This window comes from Bdellovibrio sp. HCB288 (assembly GCF_047305935.1).
In the GTDB taxonomy this organism is placed as follows: Bacteria; Bdellovibrionota; Bdellovibrionia; order Bdellovibrionales; family Bdellovibrionaceae; genus Bdellovibrio.
On record NZ_CP178619.1, the window covers coordinates 3,162,477 to 3,176,686 of the forward strand.

General features: G+C 44.7%; 16 protein-coding genes. 10 read left to right on the forward strand and 6 right to left on the reverse strand.

The window, feature by feature from the left end:
• Window positions 1-20: 20 nt before the first annotated feature.
• From ACLVWR_RS15495 to ACLVWR_RS15515, 5 genes are all read right to left on the reverse strand, one after another.
• On the reverse strand, window positions 21-1,178 hold the full coding sequence (locus ACLVWR_RS15495) for a PQQ-binding-like beta-propeller repeat protein (protein ID WP_413581516.1): 1,158 nt from the start codon (window positions 1,176-1,178) through the stop codon (window positions 21-23).
• 18 nt (window positions 1,179-1,196) lie between these two features.
• A complete protein-coding gene (locus ACLVWR_RS15500) occupies window positions 1,197-2,003 on the reverse strand; it encodes a tetratricopeptide repeat protein (RefSeq protein WP_413581517.1) in 807 nt (268 codons plus the stop codon).
• A gap of 196 nt (window positions 2,004-2,199) precedes the next feature.
• Window positions 2,200-3,315, reverse strand: a complete 1,116-nt coding sequence (locus ACLVWR_RS15505) for a Glu/Leu/Phe/Val family dehydrogenase (RefSeq protein ID WP_413581518.1) — start codon at window positions 3,313-3,315, stop codon at window positions 2,200-2,202.
• A 110-nt stretch (window positions 3,316-3,425) separates the two neighbouring features.
• Window positions 3,426-5,171: an arginine--tRNA ligase gene (gene argS, locus ACLVWR_RS15510; protein ID WP_413581519.1), complete on the reverse strand. Its 1,746-nt coding sequence runs from the start codon at window positions 5,169-5,171 to the stop codon at window positions 3,426-3,428.
• Window positions 5,168-5,791, reverse strand: coding sequence for a hypothetical protein (locus tag ACLVWR_RS15515; protein WP_413581520.1), 624 nt, complete (start codon window positions 5,789-5,791; stop codon window positions 5,168-5,170). Before ACLVWR_RS15515 ends, argS begins: the two co-directional genes overlap by 4 nt.
• 438 nt (window positions 5,792-6,229) lie before the next feature.
• Here ACLVWR_RS15515 and ACLVWR_RS15520 point away from each other — a divergent pair, with 438 nt between their 5' ends.
• Complete coding sequence (locus ACLVWR_RS15520; protein ID WP_246845569.1) at window positions 6,230-6,697, forward strand: tyrosine-type recombinase/integrase; 468 nt, start codon at window positions 6,230-6,232, stop codon at window positions 6,695-6,697.
• Window positions 6,698-6,762: 65 nt separating this feature from the next.
• On the opposite strand, the gene ACLVWR_RS15525 is transcribed toward ACLVWR_RS15520, so the two are convergent.
• A complete protein-coding gene (locus tag ACLVWR_RS15525; protein WP_413581521.1) occupies window positions 6,763-7,086 on the reverse strand; it encodes a hypothetical protein in 324 nt (107 codons plus the stop codon).
• A gap of 212 nt (window positions 7,087-7,298) precedes the next feature.
• On the opposite strand from ACLVWR_RS15525, the gene ACLVWR_RS15530 reads away from it, so the two are divergent.
• The 9 genes from ACLVWR_RS15530 to fabG all read left to right on the forward strand — a co-directional run bounded on the left by ACLVWR_RS15530 (window position 7,299) and on the right by fabG (window position 14,136).
• Window positions 7,299-7,916 carry a 2OG-Fe(II) oxygenase family protein gene (locus tag ACLVWR_RS15530; protein ID WP_413581522.1) on the forward strand — a complete coding sequence of 206 codons (618 nt, stop codon included), beginning with the start codon at window positions 7,299-7,301 and terminating at the stop codon, window positions 7,914-7,916.
• A 2-nt stretch (window positions 7,917-7,918) separates the two neighbouring features.
• Window positions 7,919-8,662 (forward strand): ABC transporter ATP-binding protein, encoded by a 744-nt coding sequence (locus tag ACLVWR_RS15535; RefSeq protein ID WP_413581523.1) that lies wholly within the window; start codon window positions 7,919-7,921, stop codon window positions 8,660-8,662.
• The gene (locus ACLVWR_RS15540) at window positions 8,659-9,411 is read left to right on the forward strand and encodes an ABC transporter permease (RefSeq protein ID WP_413581524.1); all 753 of its coding nucleotides are present in this window, start codon (window positions 8,659-8,661) and stop codon (window positions 9,409-9,411) included. Before ACLVWR_RS15535 ends, ACLVWR_RS15540 begins: the two co-directional genes overlap by 4 nt.
• Complete coding sequence (locus ACLVWR_RS15545) at window positions 9,408-10,355, forward strand: ABC transporter substrate-binding protein (RefSeq protein ID WP_413581525.1); 948 nt, start codon at window positions 9,408-9,410, stop codon at window positions 10,353-10,355. Before ACLVWR_RS15540 ends, ACLVWR_RS15545 begins: the two co-directional genes overlap by 4 nt.
• Before the next feature lie 80 nt (window positions 10,356-10,435).
• Window positions 10,436-10,996 carry a YceD family protein gene (locus ACLVWR_RS15550; RefSeq protein ID WP_413581526.1) on the forward strand — a complete coding sequence of 187 codons (561 nt, stop codon included), beginning with the start codon at window positions 10,436-10,438 and terminating at the stop codon, window positions 10,994-10,996.
• A 76-nt stretch (window positions 10,997-11,072) separates the two neighbouring features.
• A complete protein-coding gene (rpmF, locus tag ACLVWR_RS15555; RefSeq protein WP_088614632.1) occupies window positions 11,073-11,258 on the forward strand; it encodes a 50S ribosomal protein L32 in 186 nt (61 codons plus the stop codon).
• Window positions 11,259-11,282: 24 nt separating this feature from the next.
• Window positions 11,283-12,278 (forward strand): beta-ketoacyl-ACP synthase III, encoded by a 996-nt coding sequence (locus ACLVWR_RS15560; protein WP_413581527.1) that lies wholly within the window; start codon window positions 11,283-11,285, stop codon window positions 12,276-12,278.
• A 4-nt stretch (window positions 12,279-12,282) separates the two neighbouring features.
• Complete coding sequence (gene fabD / locus ACLVWR_RS15565; RefSeq protein ID WP_413581528.1) at window positions 12,283-13,257, forward strand: ACP S-malonyltransferase; 975 nt, start codon at window positions 12,283-12,285, stop codon at window positions 13,255-13,257.
• 129 nt (window positions 13,258-13,386) lie between these two features.
• Window positions 13,387-14,136, forward strand: coding sequence for a 3-oxoacyl-[acyl-carrier-protein] reductase (fabG, locus tag ACLVWR_RS15570; RefSeq protein ID WP_413581529.1), 750 nt, complete (start codon window positions 13,387-13,389; stop codon window positions 14,134-14,136).
• The last annotated feature ends 74 nt before the right edge of the window (window positions 14,137-14,210 follow it).

The following is a 14,210-nucleotide window of genomic DNA, read 5'->3' on the forward strand; positions in this document are numbered from 1 at the left end:
GCTCCCCGACTTTTAATCAGCTAGTAGTTACTGCGAACCCATTGTGCATCAATCGCGTAAAGATTGGCTTCTCCAGAGATAAAATACACACGGTTTGATTTTTCATCCACCTGAGGTGCCGCCAGAATTCCGCGACCAGGCTCCATGGAGCCCAATGGTTGTCCAGTTCCTGCATCCAGGAATTGCAAATGTCCTTGCGACTCACCAAAGGTCAAAATGCCTTTGAATAGTTTCACTTGCGTTGCGATTCCGTCCTTAACTTTAAAGCTCCAGATTGTTTGACCTGTTGCTTTGTTTAGAGCCAGCACTTCGCCCGTAGTGGTTGGATAATAAATACGATCTGCAGCAACTGTCACAGAGCTATATCCACCCTGATCCACTCTCCACAGAACCTCGCCTTTGGCCGCTGAAACAGCATAAAGTTTGTCATCGTAACCAGCGATATAAATCTGCTCGCCATCCAAAATTGGGCTGGCATCGATATCACGGAAACGTTTATTGCGATTCAATTGAAGTTCCCAGGAAACAGCTCCTGTTTTTGCGTTAAACGCAACCAGGGATCCGTCAGAGAATCCAATGTACAAAGTTCCATTGCGAATTGCCGGCTTACTGCCTCCACGAATCGAGAACACCGAAGTGTCCTGACGGGAGTACAACCAGACCTGCTTCCCTGTAGCTGCATCCAATGCGTAAAGCACATTGTTACCAGCCAGGAAGTACACAGTACCTTCATCAAGCAATGGCTCTGAAAGATTTTCTGATTTCGTTGGGAAAGTCCATTGAACACGGCCGGTGGAGGCCTCTACGGAATAAAAGTTACCATCGCTGGCACCCACAAACAGACGATCACGAATCAAAGTGGCGCTGGGCTCAACGCCATTTTTGATCGGCAGTTTCCATTTCAACTGACCGTCGCCACGACCATAAGCTGAAAGGGAGTCCATGCCGTTCCCCTGGATAATCAGATCGCCCGCCATAATCGGAGTCATGCGGTTGATTTTTCTGAACCCCAGGTTGTCTTTATAAGTAGTTTGGCGAACCCATGCGGTTTTGACCTCGAAGGTTCTTTTGCTGCTGTTAAGGGCGCGCCATTGATCAACAGTCTTATCAACTGACTGATCCAGTGTCGTACAACCCATCATTAAAAGAGCCAAAGCCCCCAGATACAAAAACTTCATGTTTCGATCCTGTGAATCCTAAAGATTCTGTTTTGCCTTCAATAGACGAAGGTATTTGGCAGCTTCACGAGTCGCTGCTGTATCTGCATTCTGTGCATCCGTGTTTTTTGCAACTTCAGTGTACAATTGCTCAGCTTTTGCAGCATCATTCATGGTTTCATAGCAAAGACCCTGGCGCAATTTAGCTTCGTCATGAGCGTATGAGAAAGATTTGGAAGCAACGACTGCATCCCATTTGGCAACAGCACCTTTGCAGTCACCTTTATCCGCCAGGATGTTGCCCATCTGCATCCATACCAAGCCAGAAGTCAGGTCCGATTTATTCAAACCAGCTTCCACTTTGCTCAGGGATGCCATCGCTTCGTCATACATTTTGTGAGACACGTAGATGTCGCTCAAATTCAATGCCGCCATTTGACCAGCTGTTGTTTTTGGAGACTCATTCAAAAGCGCTTCAAAGCCAGTGATCACTGTGCCGTAGTCTTTTTGAATGTCGCCAGTTGGCTTCTTGCTTGGATCCACGGCTGGAGCATTCTTTTTGTCTTTAGCCGCTGCTGCAGTCACTTCTGCGCGCAAAGCTTCGTCGAAACCACGTTTTTTCTCGGTGTAAGCCTTTTCCAAAGCAAAGTATTTACCTTGAGTCTCAGCATCCTTTTTGTGTGAAAGGTAGTTCATCAAAGCCATACCACCACCGATAACGATGAAAGCAAAAACCGCCGTGATAACGATTTTTGAGTGAGTTGTGGTCCACACAAAACCTTCTCTCAACGTTTTTGTAACTTGGTCAGGGCTTTTCAACTCTTCTTTAGTAAACTTAGTGCTCAAGATAATTCCTCGCTGTTAATAAATACTTAGACGCAATAATTGTTAAGCTGGACCCCTAGAGTGTCAACCCCGAGCGCCCAGTGGTTCGCTGCGTCGATAAGAATAAAAAGGCCCGTTACCAAATGGCAACGAGCCTTCGAATAGTTGCTTCAGCTTCTGCGACTGTCGTCGCGACAGCTCTGCCCGCAGGGGCGGATTAGCGGTTGTAAACTTCTTTCAACGTTGTGAATGAACGAGAAGATTTACCTGGGTGACGTTGTTTCAAGCGACCAATTGTTTTGATGCGCTCTTCAGCCATACGGTCTGCAGCAGTGTGCGTACCGATATTGTCACGTTTAGCGATTTCGTAAACTTTAAGGATGTTATCGTACACGCGTTTTGTTTTTTCAAACGCACGCTCTGGAGAATAACCCTCAAGCTCAACGAATACGTTCATCAAGCCACCGGCATTGATCACGTAATCTGGAGCGTAAAGGATGCCCAATTCTTTCAATTGATCACCGTGACGAGCTTCTGCCAACACGTTATTAGCGCCACCAGCAATAACTTTAGTTTTGAATTTGGTGATGGATTGATCGTTTACGATCGCGCCCAAAGCACATGGAGCCAAGATGTCGCATTCTGCGAAAAGAATTTCGTCAGAGCTAACCGCTTTAGAACCATAAATTTCAGCCATTTTTTTAGTGCGCGCCATATCGATGTCCGCAACGATAGTTTCAGCGCCTTCTTCTTTTAGGTACTTCACAAGGTTGGAACCTACGTTTCCAAGACCTTGAACCGCAATGCGCATACCTTTCAAAGAGTCGGTACCGAATTTTTCTTTAGCGGAAGCTTTGATACCCATCAATACACCGTGTGCAGTGTATGGAGATGGATCGCCGGAACCACCAAAATCTTTAGGAATACCAGTCACCCATGGAGTTTCCATGTAGATATGTTCCATATCTTGTACAGACGTACCAACGTCTTCAGCAGTGATGTATTTACCATTCAAAGAGTTCACGAATTGACCGAAAGCACGGAACAAGCCTTCAGACTTTTGAGTTTTAGCATCACCGATAATAACGGCTTTACCACCACCCAAGTTCAAACCGGATGCTGCAGCTTTATAAGTCATACCTTTAGAAAGACGTAGAACGTCAACCAACGCTTCATCTTCGTTTTTATAGTTCCACATACGAGTACCGCCCAAAGCAGGACCCAATGCAGTGTTATGAATTGCGATGATTGCTTTTAGACCAACAGCAGGATCGTTACAGAATACAACTTGCTCGTGATCACCATGTTTAGAGATTACCTCAAACGTTCCCATGGAATATTCTCCTTAATTAGAATTGCCATGGGATCATTGTTCCATTTGAGTAAAAAGACTAGCACTTATGCTCAGTGCTAGATGCACTGAGCTAAATGCTCTCAATATACTTACATTTTCTCCGGCGCTGGCATTCCCAGAACAGCCATACCTTGCTTCAAAGTCGCGCCTACAGCGGCACTCAACGCCAAACGTGCCTCACGAACAGATTCTTCTTTTTCTGTTCCAATAGGACACTCATGATAGAAGACATTAAATTTTTTCGCTGTCTCATACAAATAAGTGCAGATCGCAGCTGGTTTGTAGTTCTCAGCAGCCTGCGCCACAGCCGTATTAAATCCAGACAAAGCCTGCATCATTTGTTTTTCTGCTGGATGAGTCAGCAACGCCCAGTTCACATTTTTTTGCGTGCGCGGGAATTTACGCAACAAGCTCTGAATACGCGCATGGGAGTACTGAATAAACGGACCAGACTCGCCGTCCAGCTTCAGCCACTCGTTCATATCGAATACGATTTTCTTGTTCGTATCCATACGAAGCATTCCATAGAAGATGGCACCTTTCGCCACTTGCGCAGCGATCAAGCTAACGTCTTCCTGAGACCACTCGTCTTTATAGCGAGCCAGGTATTGTGTCTTAACGTGTTCTTCCATATTGCGAACCAGATCATTCAAAGGAACGATATTGCCCTTACGAGAGCTCATCGCACCATCTGGAAGTTCCACATAGTTGTATTGAAGATGGAAGCAATTCTTAGCCTGTTCAAAACCCAGAATTTCAAGCACACGGAAAACTTGTTTGAAATGCAAAGCTTGGCGCATATCAACGATGTACACTGATTTTTCGATATGCACGTCCTGGAATTTATGACGAGCCAACAATAGATCTTTAGTGGCGTAAAGTCCTGTACCATCGGATTTCAAAAGCATGCAGAAGCCCAATTTCTCGGCTTCCAAATTCATACCGATCGCACCTTCTGATTTTTCAAGTTTGCCTTCAGCATAAAGTTCCTTAACCCACGCTGCAGAAGGGGCGTCCATTTCAGATTCAAAATACCACTCGTCAAAAGAAACATCTGCCCACTTATAGACAGACTTCATCAACTCAATAGACCACTCGCGAGTTTCTTTCCAAAGATCATAATAAGGACCGCTTTCAGCTTCCAATTGTTTTAGGATCGCTGTCAGCTCCTGACGATTCAGATCTTCCTGGGGAGTTCCGTTTTGATCTTCCAATAACAAATTCGCTTTGGAATACATGCTACCCAACCATTCACCTTTTCCAGTTGCCGGAACAGGTTCTTGATTGTGTTTTTTCATATACCAAAGACATTTCGCCACGTGAGTTCCCATGTCGCCTGGGAAAGTTGCCGAAACGATTTCACGACCCGAGTATCTCAACATACGAACGATAGAGTCACCTAAGCACAAGTTACGCATGTGACCCACGTGAAGTTCTTTGTGCGTATTTGGTTGAGAGTACTCGATCATTGTTTTCGGTGCTTTTTCAACAAGGGCTTTTTTAAAGTGCTCACCCGTCAAAATAGGATTCAAGACTTTTTCACCGAATGCTTGCGGAGCAAAAGTAAGATTCAAATAAGGTCCAGCCGCTTGTGCCTTAATAAGGTTTGAATCAAGTTCCAAATTAGCAGCTAGCTCGCCAGAAATCTGCGGAGGGCCTTTTTTCAAAGATTTCGCCAAAATAAAGCAACCGTAAGCTAAGTCGCCCATATCTGAATTTGGTGGTTCAACCAAAGCTTTATAGATTTCGTCAGCCGAAAGGTCATGACCCATCTTTTGAATCGCGGCTGCGATTTTCTCAGTGGCTAAAAGGCGGATTGAATCGTGTTTAATCATATAAATTTCCAAACTAAAAAGACGGCGGCCCAAACGAGCGACATAGAAAGAATGAATATACTGATTTTTCGGTGAAATTTAAGGTCTTTTTTAAGCTTTGCGACTTCTGCATTCAAAGCCTGCTTTTCAGCCGAAAAACCATCCAATTTGCGCGATAAAACCGACATTTCTGCCTGTCTTTCAGCTTTTTCTGATTCCAATTCCTGCAAAGCCTTCTGATGCAAGACTTGCGGGCTTTGATTCATGAAATATTGCGGCGTTAAGCCTGGGATTTTCTCGTTCAAAATCAAATACCACTGAAGAGCACGCCAAATATGCGGGGGAGCTTCGTCACCTTGCTTCGTCCATCGCGTCCAGGAGCTTGGATCGACCATCAATAATTGGCTCATTTTACGCTGTGAAAGTCCTAATCCTAGGCGAATCGACTCCAAATCCCCCATCTGACGACGAAGAACTGAAATCTGAGCTTCATAATGCATCCTTAAAGAGGTCTTTGAACGGGGAGATGCCTCCCCGCCCTCGATTTCAAATGAAGGGTTTAAAGAGCCCTCAGCATACCCCTCGTTTGAAACGTCGTTTTCATGGGGGTCCATGCCTAGACCCTGGGTCTCCATATCCATCTAAAGCCTCCCAGACTGTTGTATTTCACAATATTAGTATTGTCTTACACATTGAAAGTGGTTGTGAAATACATGTATACTTTAAAAGGCCCCACCAGGGAGTCAAGCTAAGTCTTTGAAACCACAAAAGAATCCGCCCCGGGTGCCCCTATAGACCCATTTTTCAATTCAGACTATAGCTTATAGCCATAAGCTTTAGTGCTATGTGTTTGAATTTACTGGTTATTTTATATGGTTGTTTTCGAAGGAATCATTTCGACGCGTCGAGTCTAGTAGATATAAACAAAAATTATTTACCTATCACTACTTTTGAATGCAGCGCGTTATGAGATATCGATTGCCAGACCCCATTTAACTTTTGAATGATGAATTATGGCTCCGGCACCTAGGTATCAACTCAATAAAAACAAATATCTCCTCGAACCCGAGGTTGAACGTTTGCGAAAAATTCTCACGGATTTTGAACTCAAAGATCCACGCAATTGTTTGATGTTTTGGGTGGGTTTAAAGACCGGCGCCAGGGCCCAGGAAATTCTTAATATTCAAAGGTCCGATTTGAATCCCTACGATGAAAGCATCTTTATCCGGGGCTTAAAGAACTCAAATGACCGGGAAATTCCAATTCATTCAGCCATTTTTGAACGACTTCATAGGTTCGCTGAGCAGCAGGGCGGGCACCAAGTTTTTCCGATCACCTATCCCCGACTTTATCAAATCTGGGAAATGTATCGCCCAGTCCCTAAAAAGTTCCACTCTTTAAGGCATACTTTTGCAATCGAACTGTATCGAAAAACCAAGGATTTGCGCCTGGTGCAGGTCGCTTTGGGACACAGGAACATCGCAAATACGATGGTCTATGCAGATTACGTCTATTCCCAACAAGAACTTCGAAAACTTATTCTTTAAAAAGAAAAAGCGCCGGTCGGGGGAAACCAGCGCCTTTAGGAGTGTATTTCGGGGTGGATTTTGTATTATTGATCCGTCTTGCGAATTTCGTTCGCAAGACGGTCAAATTGCATGTCTTTAACTGCAGGCTCAGCAGCAGTTCTTTCTTTAGCAAAACGCATGAAATCTTTGTTAGTTGGTGAACTATAAGAAGAACCGGATGCTTCAACGATAACGATCTTCTCTTTCTTAACAACTTCGCGAGAGTCGTGTAGGTTTTCACGAACTGCGTGGTGAAGTTCTTTTTGAGCTGCTGCGTTTTCAGAAATCATGGAGCTGAAATCAGCAACTTTAGCGAAAGAGGTCATTGGGATCAAAGTCATCATTGCGATCAAAATTTGCTTCTTCATAATTCACTCCTTGGTTATACCACTACCTATTGCATCGGTGGTGCCAAGGCTGGCATGCATATATTTGAGTTGGCACAGGGCTGTGACTTTCCGCGCTCCGCGCCTGTAAAGGAAATGAACATCGCCCCTTGCGTTGAAGGCTATTTCATCCTAAAGTCTCAATATTAGACAGGAATTTCGTCTCAAAAGAGCACAGTTCGGACAGGTAATTGATGATCAAAACCCTCTTTCCAACATTCGTTTATTATAGCCCTCTTCAGGAGGCGGCAAAAACCAAGGTTCTAAACAAGGACCTGAAAATGGAATCCCTTAAAATTGCCGAAATCGATGAGGAGGGTCAGGTTTGGTCCAAGAAGAACTATAAGGGTGGTTTTACTTCCTATGGTTCCATGGCTCAACTTCATCAGTTTTCCAGCACCTTCAATGATCTGGAAAAACAGATCGATAAACACGTGCGCAAGTTCGTCAAGCACCTGGAGATGGATATTAATCCCAAAGAACTTCGCATGAGCTCATGCTGGGTAAACATCATGCCATCCGATGTGATTCACACCATGCATCTACACCCGCTTTCGGTTATTAGCGGGACTTATTATTTACAAACACCCAAGAATTGCTCAGCCATCAAATTTGAAGATCCTCGCATGGATTCATTCATGGCGTCGCCACCACGCAAACACAACGCAAAGGTGCATAATCAGCGCTACCACTCCATAGAGCCGCAAGAAGGTCATGTTGTGTTGTTTGAAAGCTGGTTGCGCCACGAAGTCCCGGCAAACACTTCTGATAAAGAGCGCATCAGCATCAGCTTTAACTACGACTGGGTTTAAGAATGTCGGAACTTTCAGGCATTCAGATTCAAAATCTCAAGAAAGACTTTGGAACAAAAACCGTTCTGAAGGATTTTTCCCTGCAGATTCCTGAAGGCTCATTCACTTCTTTAGTCGGGCCCTCGGGCTGTGGAAAATCCACGGTTTTAAGATTGATAGCCGGATTGGAAAACGCCACGGCGGGAGAACTTAAAAACTCCCAGAAAAATCATTTCGGCTTTGTATTTCAAGATGCAAATTTACTGCCTTGGAAAACAGTTTTGGAAAATGTCCTATTGCCCTTTGAAATCAGTCCAGAACTTAAAGGAATTTCCAAGAACGAAATCAAATCCAGAGCCTTGGACGCTCTTAATAAAGTAAATCTGCAAGACAGCGCCGACCTGTTTCCCCATCAACTTTCAGGCGGCATGAAGATGCGAGTCTCCATTGCCCGCGCCCTGGTGACAAAACCAAAACTTCTGCTCATGGATGAACCTTTCGCTGCCTTGGATGAATTCACACGCTATCAAATGCAATTGCAAATGCGTGATCTGTGGCAAAGCGAAGGCCTGACTGTTTTATTTGTGACTCACTCATTATCAGAAGCGGTCTTTATTTCTGAACGCGTGGTTTTGATGGCTAAATCCGGCGGAGGCATTGTATTGGACCAAAAACTGAATTTACCCGAGCAACGCCAGGAAGAACTTAGAACATCGCCGGAATTCAACAGCATCATCAAAGAACTTTCAGAAGGGCTAAGACGATGAGGCGCTTCATCCCAGCCCTGGGCTTTTTCCTTTTAATTACCTGTGTTTTACAGGTTTTGGTGAAGCAGAATATTATTGCAGAATCCTTGGTTCCAGCACCGGAAACTGTCGCAAAAACGTTGATCGAGTTGAAACCTGATTATGTTACATCGTTTTCGCAAACTCTTTGGAATACTCTTGCGGGTTGGTTCTTAAGTATTTTATTGGGAACGATACTGGCTGTGGTCTTTTCTTTATCCGACCTTTTAAAGCGTGCTGTTTTGCCATTTGCGGTGTTTTTTCAAACAGTCCCTATCATTGCAGTGGCTCCATTGCTGGTGATCTACTTCGGCTTTGGTGCGCCCACAGTGATTGCTTCAAGTTTCATTGTTTCGATTTTTCCGATCATCGCAAACACCTTGATGGGTCTTGAAAGCGTTCAGGCAAATCAACTGGACCTGTTTAAGATTTATCACGCGAATGCCTGGCAGATTTTGTGGAAACTGAAACTCCCCGCTGCCTATTCCTATATCTATTCCGGTCTGAAAATTTCAGCCGGCTTGTCGATCATTGGCGCCATTGCTGGGGAGTTTGTGGCTGGCGGCGGATTGGGTTCCATGATTGACTCTGCCCGCACACAACAACGGGTTGATATCGTGTTTGGCGCCTTGATATTACTTTCAGTGATGGGTCTTTTGATGATCGGAGCCCTGACATTGGCTCATCGCCTGATTCAAAAACGCCGTCCTTATTTTACGGGAGACTTATGAAATCACTTTTGATCCTGACTTTGACTCTTGGAAGCTCTGTTGTTTTTGCGGCAGAAGCAAAAAACACCAAGCCCACTCCTGTGACCATTGCTTTAAACTGGAAAGCCGAGCCCGAGTTCGGTGGCTTTTATGAAGCTTCCATTGGCGGAATTTATGCAAAGCATGGCATCGATGCGAAAGTTCAAGAGGGCGGTTCTGGCACTCCCACAGTGCAAATGCTGGCGAATGGCAAAGTGGATTTCGCGATCGTCAGTGCTGATGAAGTTGTGATTTCCCAGGATCGTAACCCAAAAAACAAAGTCATCGCATTGTTCGCAGTCTATCAAACAGCTCCCTATATCATCATGACCCATGCCGAGCGCGGTTTTAAAAATTTGCAGGATGTTTATTTAAGTGAAGGCACTCTTTCAGTTCAGGCCGGACTTCCTTATCATCAATATTTGCTGCAGAAATTTGGAAAACCCAAAGCGCAGGTGGTGCCCTATCTTGGTGGTGTTTCAAATTTCCTGAATGACAAGAAGTTCTCGCAGCAAGGTTTCATCACTATTGAGCCATTGGCAGCACAAAAAGGCGGCGCCAAGGTTCAGAGCTTCTTGATTTCGGATGAAGGCTTCAACCCCTATGTGGTTGTACTTGCCGCCCGCGAAGAGACTCTAAAGAAAAATCCGGAGCTGGTGAAAAACGTGGTCGAGGCCACACGCCAAGGCTGGCAGGGATATCTTAAGGATCCCACGAAGACCAATGAGCACATGGCTAAATTGAACAAATCTCTGGATCTGGCGACTTTTAATGAGGGAGCTCAGATTCAAAAGCCCCTGATCGAAGCCAAAGGTCAGGAATTGGGGAAAATGAGTATTGAACGCTGGGAAACCCTGATAAAACAACTAAAAGAGCTAAAACAGATCAAGTCGTCCCCTAACGCTCAGGATCTGTTCAGACCCTAAAAGGTCTCCAAGGTAGCCATTCTCAACTTGACGAAGCGCTTCATACCTTTTAGAAAGGAGCGCTTGTCGGAGTTTATTATATGAAATTATCCATCAATCTTGCTGAAATTCCTGAAGAAGGCCGTACCTATTTGTGGGATACACAATCTGGCGAGGCCAACGCTGTATTAGCCGATTTAATTGGCAAAAACACCTATTCAGCTGAATTTACGATCCGTCCTTTAAACTCCAAAGACTTTGAAATGTCTGGAAAAATCAGCACAAAGATCCCGGATCAATGTTCTCGCTGCGGCACTGATATTCAGTTCCCAATCACCGAGAAATACCGTGAAATCCTGATCCCTAAGCAAGATCAGCCGCGCAATTCCAAATATTCGAAAGTAAATCACATCAGCGATCTTTCCGGTGATGAAACTGATTTCTGCGAATATGAAGGGCAAAATTTCGATATGGCGGAATATTTACACGAGGTTATTGCGCTAGCGACCCCGTATAACCCCGTATGCCCTAAACAAGATAATCCGAACTGCTCAATTTACACAAATCCTGAGCCAGAACAGGGTTTTATCTATAACGAAGAAATGCCGGCCGAGAAGCCAGAAAGTCCTTTTGCAGCTTTAAAGAACTTAAAGCTTAATTAAAGACTTGATTTTTAGTGTACATTATATAAATTACCGTACTTCTGATTCATATTGTTAGATTTAAAAGAGGTCTGAAATGCCAACTCCTAAGAAAAAAACATCCCGTTCTAAACGCGATATGCGCCGTTCTCATGACGGTTTGTCTGCTCCGGCAGTAGCTTTGAACAAAAAAACTGGCGAACTAGTTCGTCCACACCGCGCAACTAAAGGTGCTGACGGCGCTTTGTACTACAAAGGCAAACAAATCAGCGCAGCTAAGTAATAACTTAGAGTTAGGTTGACATCCATGGCAGGAATGTATCGATCTCGTGTAGCAGGGATAGGCTCTTATCTACCTGAAAAGATTCTTTCAAATTTCGATTTGGAGAAGATGGTGGAGACGTCCAATCAATGGATCGTAGAACGCACTGGGATCGAACGCCGCCATATCGCAGCCGAAGGTGAAGGTACATCTGATCTTTGCCTTCGTGCCGCTCAAAAAGCTCTCGCAGACGCAAATCTTACCGCACAAGATATTGATATGATCATCGTCGGCACCGTTACGGGTGATCGTCAGATGCCTTCCACAGCCTGTTACGTACAAAGTAAACTGGGTTGCCGCAATATCGTGGCTTTTGATTTGAATGCGGCCTGCTCGGGATTCCTTTATTCTGTTTCTATTGCTGATCAATTTATCCGTACAGGCATGTACAAAAACGTTTTGGTTCTTGGGGCCGAGGTTCTTTCTCGCTTTGTGAATTTCAAAGACCGTGAAACATGCATCCTGTTTGGTGATGGTGCGGGCGCTTGGGTTCTTCAACGCGCCGAAGACGGTGATAAAAATGTTATCGCCTCCTCTCACCTTCACGCGGATGGCGATTTGGCCGAGCTTCTGACACTTCCAGGTGGCGGCAGTTTGATGCCTCAATCCCAATACGTTCTCGACAACAATTTGCACTACGTTTCTATGAAAGGTCGCGAGATCTTTAAGAATGCAGTTCGCACAATGGCTCTTTGCTGCAAAGAAGCGTTGGAAGCGAACAACATGTCTGCTGATGATGTAGACTGGATTGTTCCTCACCAAGCCAACAAGCGCATCGTGGAAGCTGTTGCTGATCAATTTAAATTCCCAATGGAGCGCGTGATTCTTTACCTTCATGAAACAGGTAATACATCATCAGCTTCAATCCCGTTGGCCTTTGACTGGGCCGTTCAAAATGGAAAAATCAAACGTGGTCAAACGATCTTGCTTACTGCATTTGGTGCAGGCTTGACGTCTGGATCCGTTCTATTGAGGTACTAAAATTATGTTCACTCTGGTATTTCCCGGACAAGGCAGCCAACAACCTGGCATGGGCCGTTTTTTATCCGATAACTTCAAAATCGCTCAACATGTTTTCGAAGAGGGCTCTGAAGCTCTGAAACAAGATATGAAAAAACTGTGCTTCGAAGGTTCTGAAGCAGATCTTGCTTTGACTGAAAACACTCAACCCGCTTTGTTGCTGGTCTCGACTGCGACTCAAAAAGTTTTGCGCTCTGAGTTTGGCGTAAAGGTTCACTCGGCAGCTGGTCACTCCATTGGTGAGTATGCAGCTTTGGTTGCAGCCGATGTGATTCGCTTTGATCAGGCAATACAAGCGGTGCGCACTCGCGGACAAGCAATGCAATCTGCAGTTCCAGTTGGTCAAGGTGGTATGGTGGCTGTTTTGGGTCTTGAACCTGATCAAGTTGAAACACTTTGCCAATGGACAGTGAAAAATTCTGGTTTTGGTCCGCTGTCAGCTGCAAACTTCAACTCCCCGGGACAGATCGTTATTTCTGGCTCTATGAAAGCAATCAACTGGTTAAAAGATAATTTTAAACCAGAAGCTATCTGGGCTGAGGCACCTAAGCGTGCGAAATTGATTCCCCTGCAAGTGTCTGCTCCTTTCCACTGTGAAATGATGAAGCCAGCAGAAGACACTATGCGTTTAGTTTTGACCGCGATGGAATTCAAAACAGCTGCATTCCCTATCGTACAAAACTTCAATGCTAAATTTGAAACTGAAGGCGCAAACCTTCGCGAAAATTTGATCCGTCAAGTTTCAGCACCGGTGCGCTGGACACAATCCATGGAGACTTTAAAAGCTTCTGGACACTCTCAAGTTATCGAATGTGGCGCTGGAAAAGTTATCCAAGGGTTGCTAAAGAAAATTGATGGCGACTTCTTTAAAGTAATGACCACAACTAGCATGGAAGACCTCAAAACTATTGAGGATTTTTTGAAAGCTACGAGTCATTGAAATTTCTTGAGCTTTATTTGGAGTTCGGCCAGAGTGGACTCGCGTAAAAACAATGAGCTTTTGCTTTAGTTTTTTTAGTCGCACAGTTGGCACGACGGCGCGCCGTCGTAGGAACTTAAGGAAAAAGTAATGAGCGGAAATTCACTTCAAGGTAAGAAAATCGTAGTAACCGGTGGCAGCCGAGGTATTGGCGCCGCTATTGTTAAACTTCTTGCTGATGAAGGCGCACAAATTGCTTTCACTTATTCTTCCCGTGAAGAAGCAGCACAACAAGTTGCTCACACTCTAAAAGGCGAAGGTCACTTCTATATCAAAATGGACGTGGCTAATGAACAGTCCGTGAATGAGGCTGTCGATCACATCCTTGAAAAATGGTCTGAAGTCGACGGCGTTGTGAACAATGCCGGAATCACCAAGGATCAATTGTTGTTGCGCATGAAAGCAGAGGATTTTGACTCTGTTGTTTCCACAAATCTTCGTGGAACTTTCCTGGTTACAAAAGCATTTACAAAATCCATGATGAAGGCTCGCAAGGGCTCGATCGTTAACATCACTTCTGTCATTGGCCAAACTGGCAACGCCGGACAAGCCAACTATGCAGCTTCCAAAGCTGGTACAGTTGCCTTTGCTAAATCTGTTGCACTAGAATTGGCATCAAGAAACGTGCGCGTGAACAACGTGGCACCTGGTTACATCGCGACTGAAATGACGGATGTTTTGCCAGAAGAAGTGAAAAACAAAATCTTGGAAAAAGTGCCATTGAACAAAATCGGAGAAGGCACCGACGTCGCTCAAGCAGTCAGATTCCTGCTAAGTGATGAGTCCAAGTACATCACCGGCCAAACACTAAGCGTGAATGGTGGGATGTTCATGGAATAGCTCGCCCAAGGCGAAATATCCCGTTAGTAAAACTATTTTAGTTATTAGAGTTTAAAAATAAATTTGCATGTTAC

Bases quoted from the DNA above. Each gene is read 5' to 3' on its own strand.
- ACLVWR_RS15495 (WP_413581516.1), bottom strand. From the start codon at position 1,178: ATGAAGTTTTTGTATCTGGGGGCTTTGGCTCTTTTAATGATGGGTTGT.
- ACLVWR_RS15505 (WP_413581518.1), bottom strand. From the start codon at position 3,315: ATGGGAACGTTTGAGGTAATCTCTAAACATGGTGATCACGAGCAAGTT.
- argS (WP_413581519.1), bottom strand. From the start codon at position 5,171: ATGATTAAACACGATTCAATCCGCCTTTTAGCCACTGAGAAAATCGCA.
- ACLVWR_RS15515 (WP_413581520.1), bottom strand. From the start codon at position 5,791: ATGGATATGGAGACCCAGGGTCTAGGCATGGACCCCCATGAAAACGAC.
- ACLVWR_RS15525 (WP_413581521.1), bottom strand. From the start codon at position 7,086: ATGAAGAAGCAAATTTTGATCGCAATGATGACTTTGATCCCAATGACC.
- ACLVWR_RS15530 (WP_413581522.1), top strand. From the start codon at position 7,299: ATGATCAAAACCCTCTTTCCAACATTCGTTTATTATAGCCCTCTTCAG.
- ACLVWR_RS15535 (WP_413581523.1), top strand. From the start codon at position 7,919: ATGTCGGAACTTTCAGGCATTCAGATTCAAAATCTCAAGAAAGACTTT.
- ACLVWR_RS15540 (WP_413581524.1), top strand. From the start codon at position 8,659: ATGAGGCGCTTCATCCCAGCCCTGGGCTTTTTCCTTTTAATTACCTGT.
- ACLVWR_RS15545 (WP_413581525.1), top strand. From the start codon at position 9,408: ATGAAATCACTTTTGATCCTGACTTTGACTCTTGGAAGCTCTGTTGTT.
- ACLVWR_RS15550 (WP_413581526.1), top strand. From the start codon at position 10,436: ATGAAATTATCCATCAATCTTGCTGAAATTCCTGAAGAAGGCCGTACC.
- rpmF (WP_088614632.1), top strand. From the start codon at position 11,073: ATGCCAACTCCTAAGAAAAAAACATCCCGTTCTAAACGCGATATGCGC.
- ACLVWR_RS15560 (WP_413581527.1), top strand. From the start codon at position 11,283: ATGGCAGGAATGTATCGATCTCGTGTAGCAGGGATAGGCTCTTATCTA.
- fabD (WP_413581528.1), top strand. From the start codon at position 12,283: ATGTTCACTCTGGTATTTCCCGGACAAGGCAGCCAACAACCTGGCATG.
- fabG (WP_413581529.1), top strand. From the start codon at position 13,387: ATGAGCGGAAATTCACTTCAAGGTAAGAAAATCGTAGTAACCGGTGGC.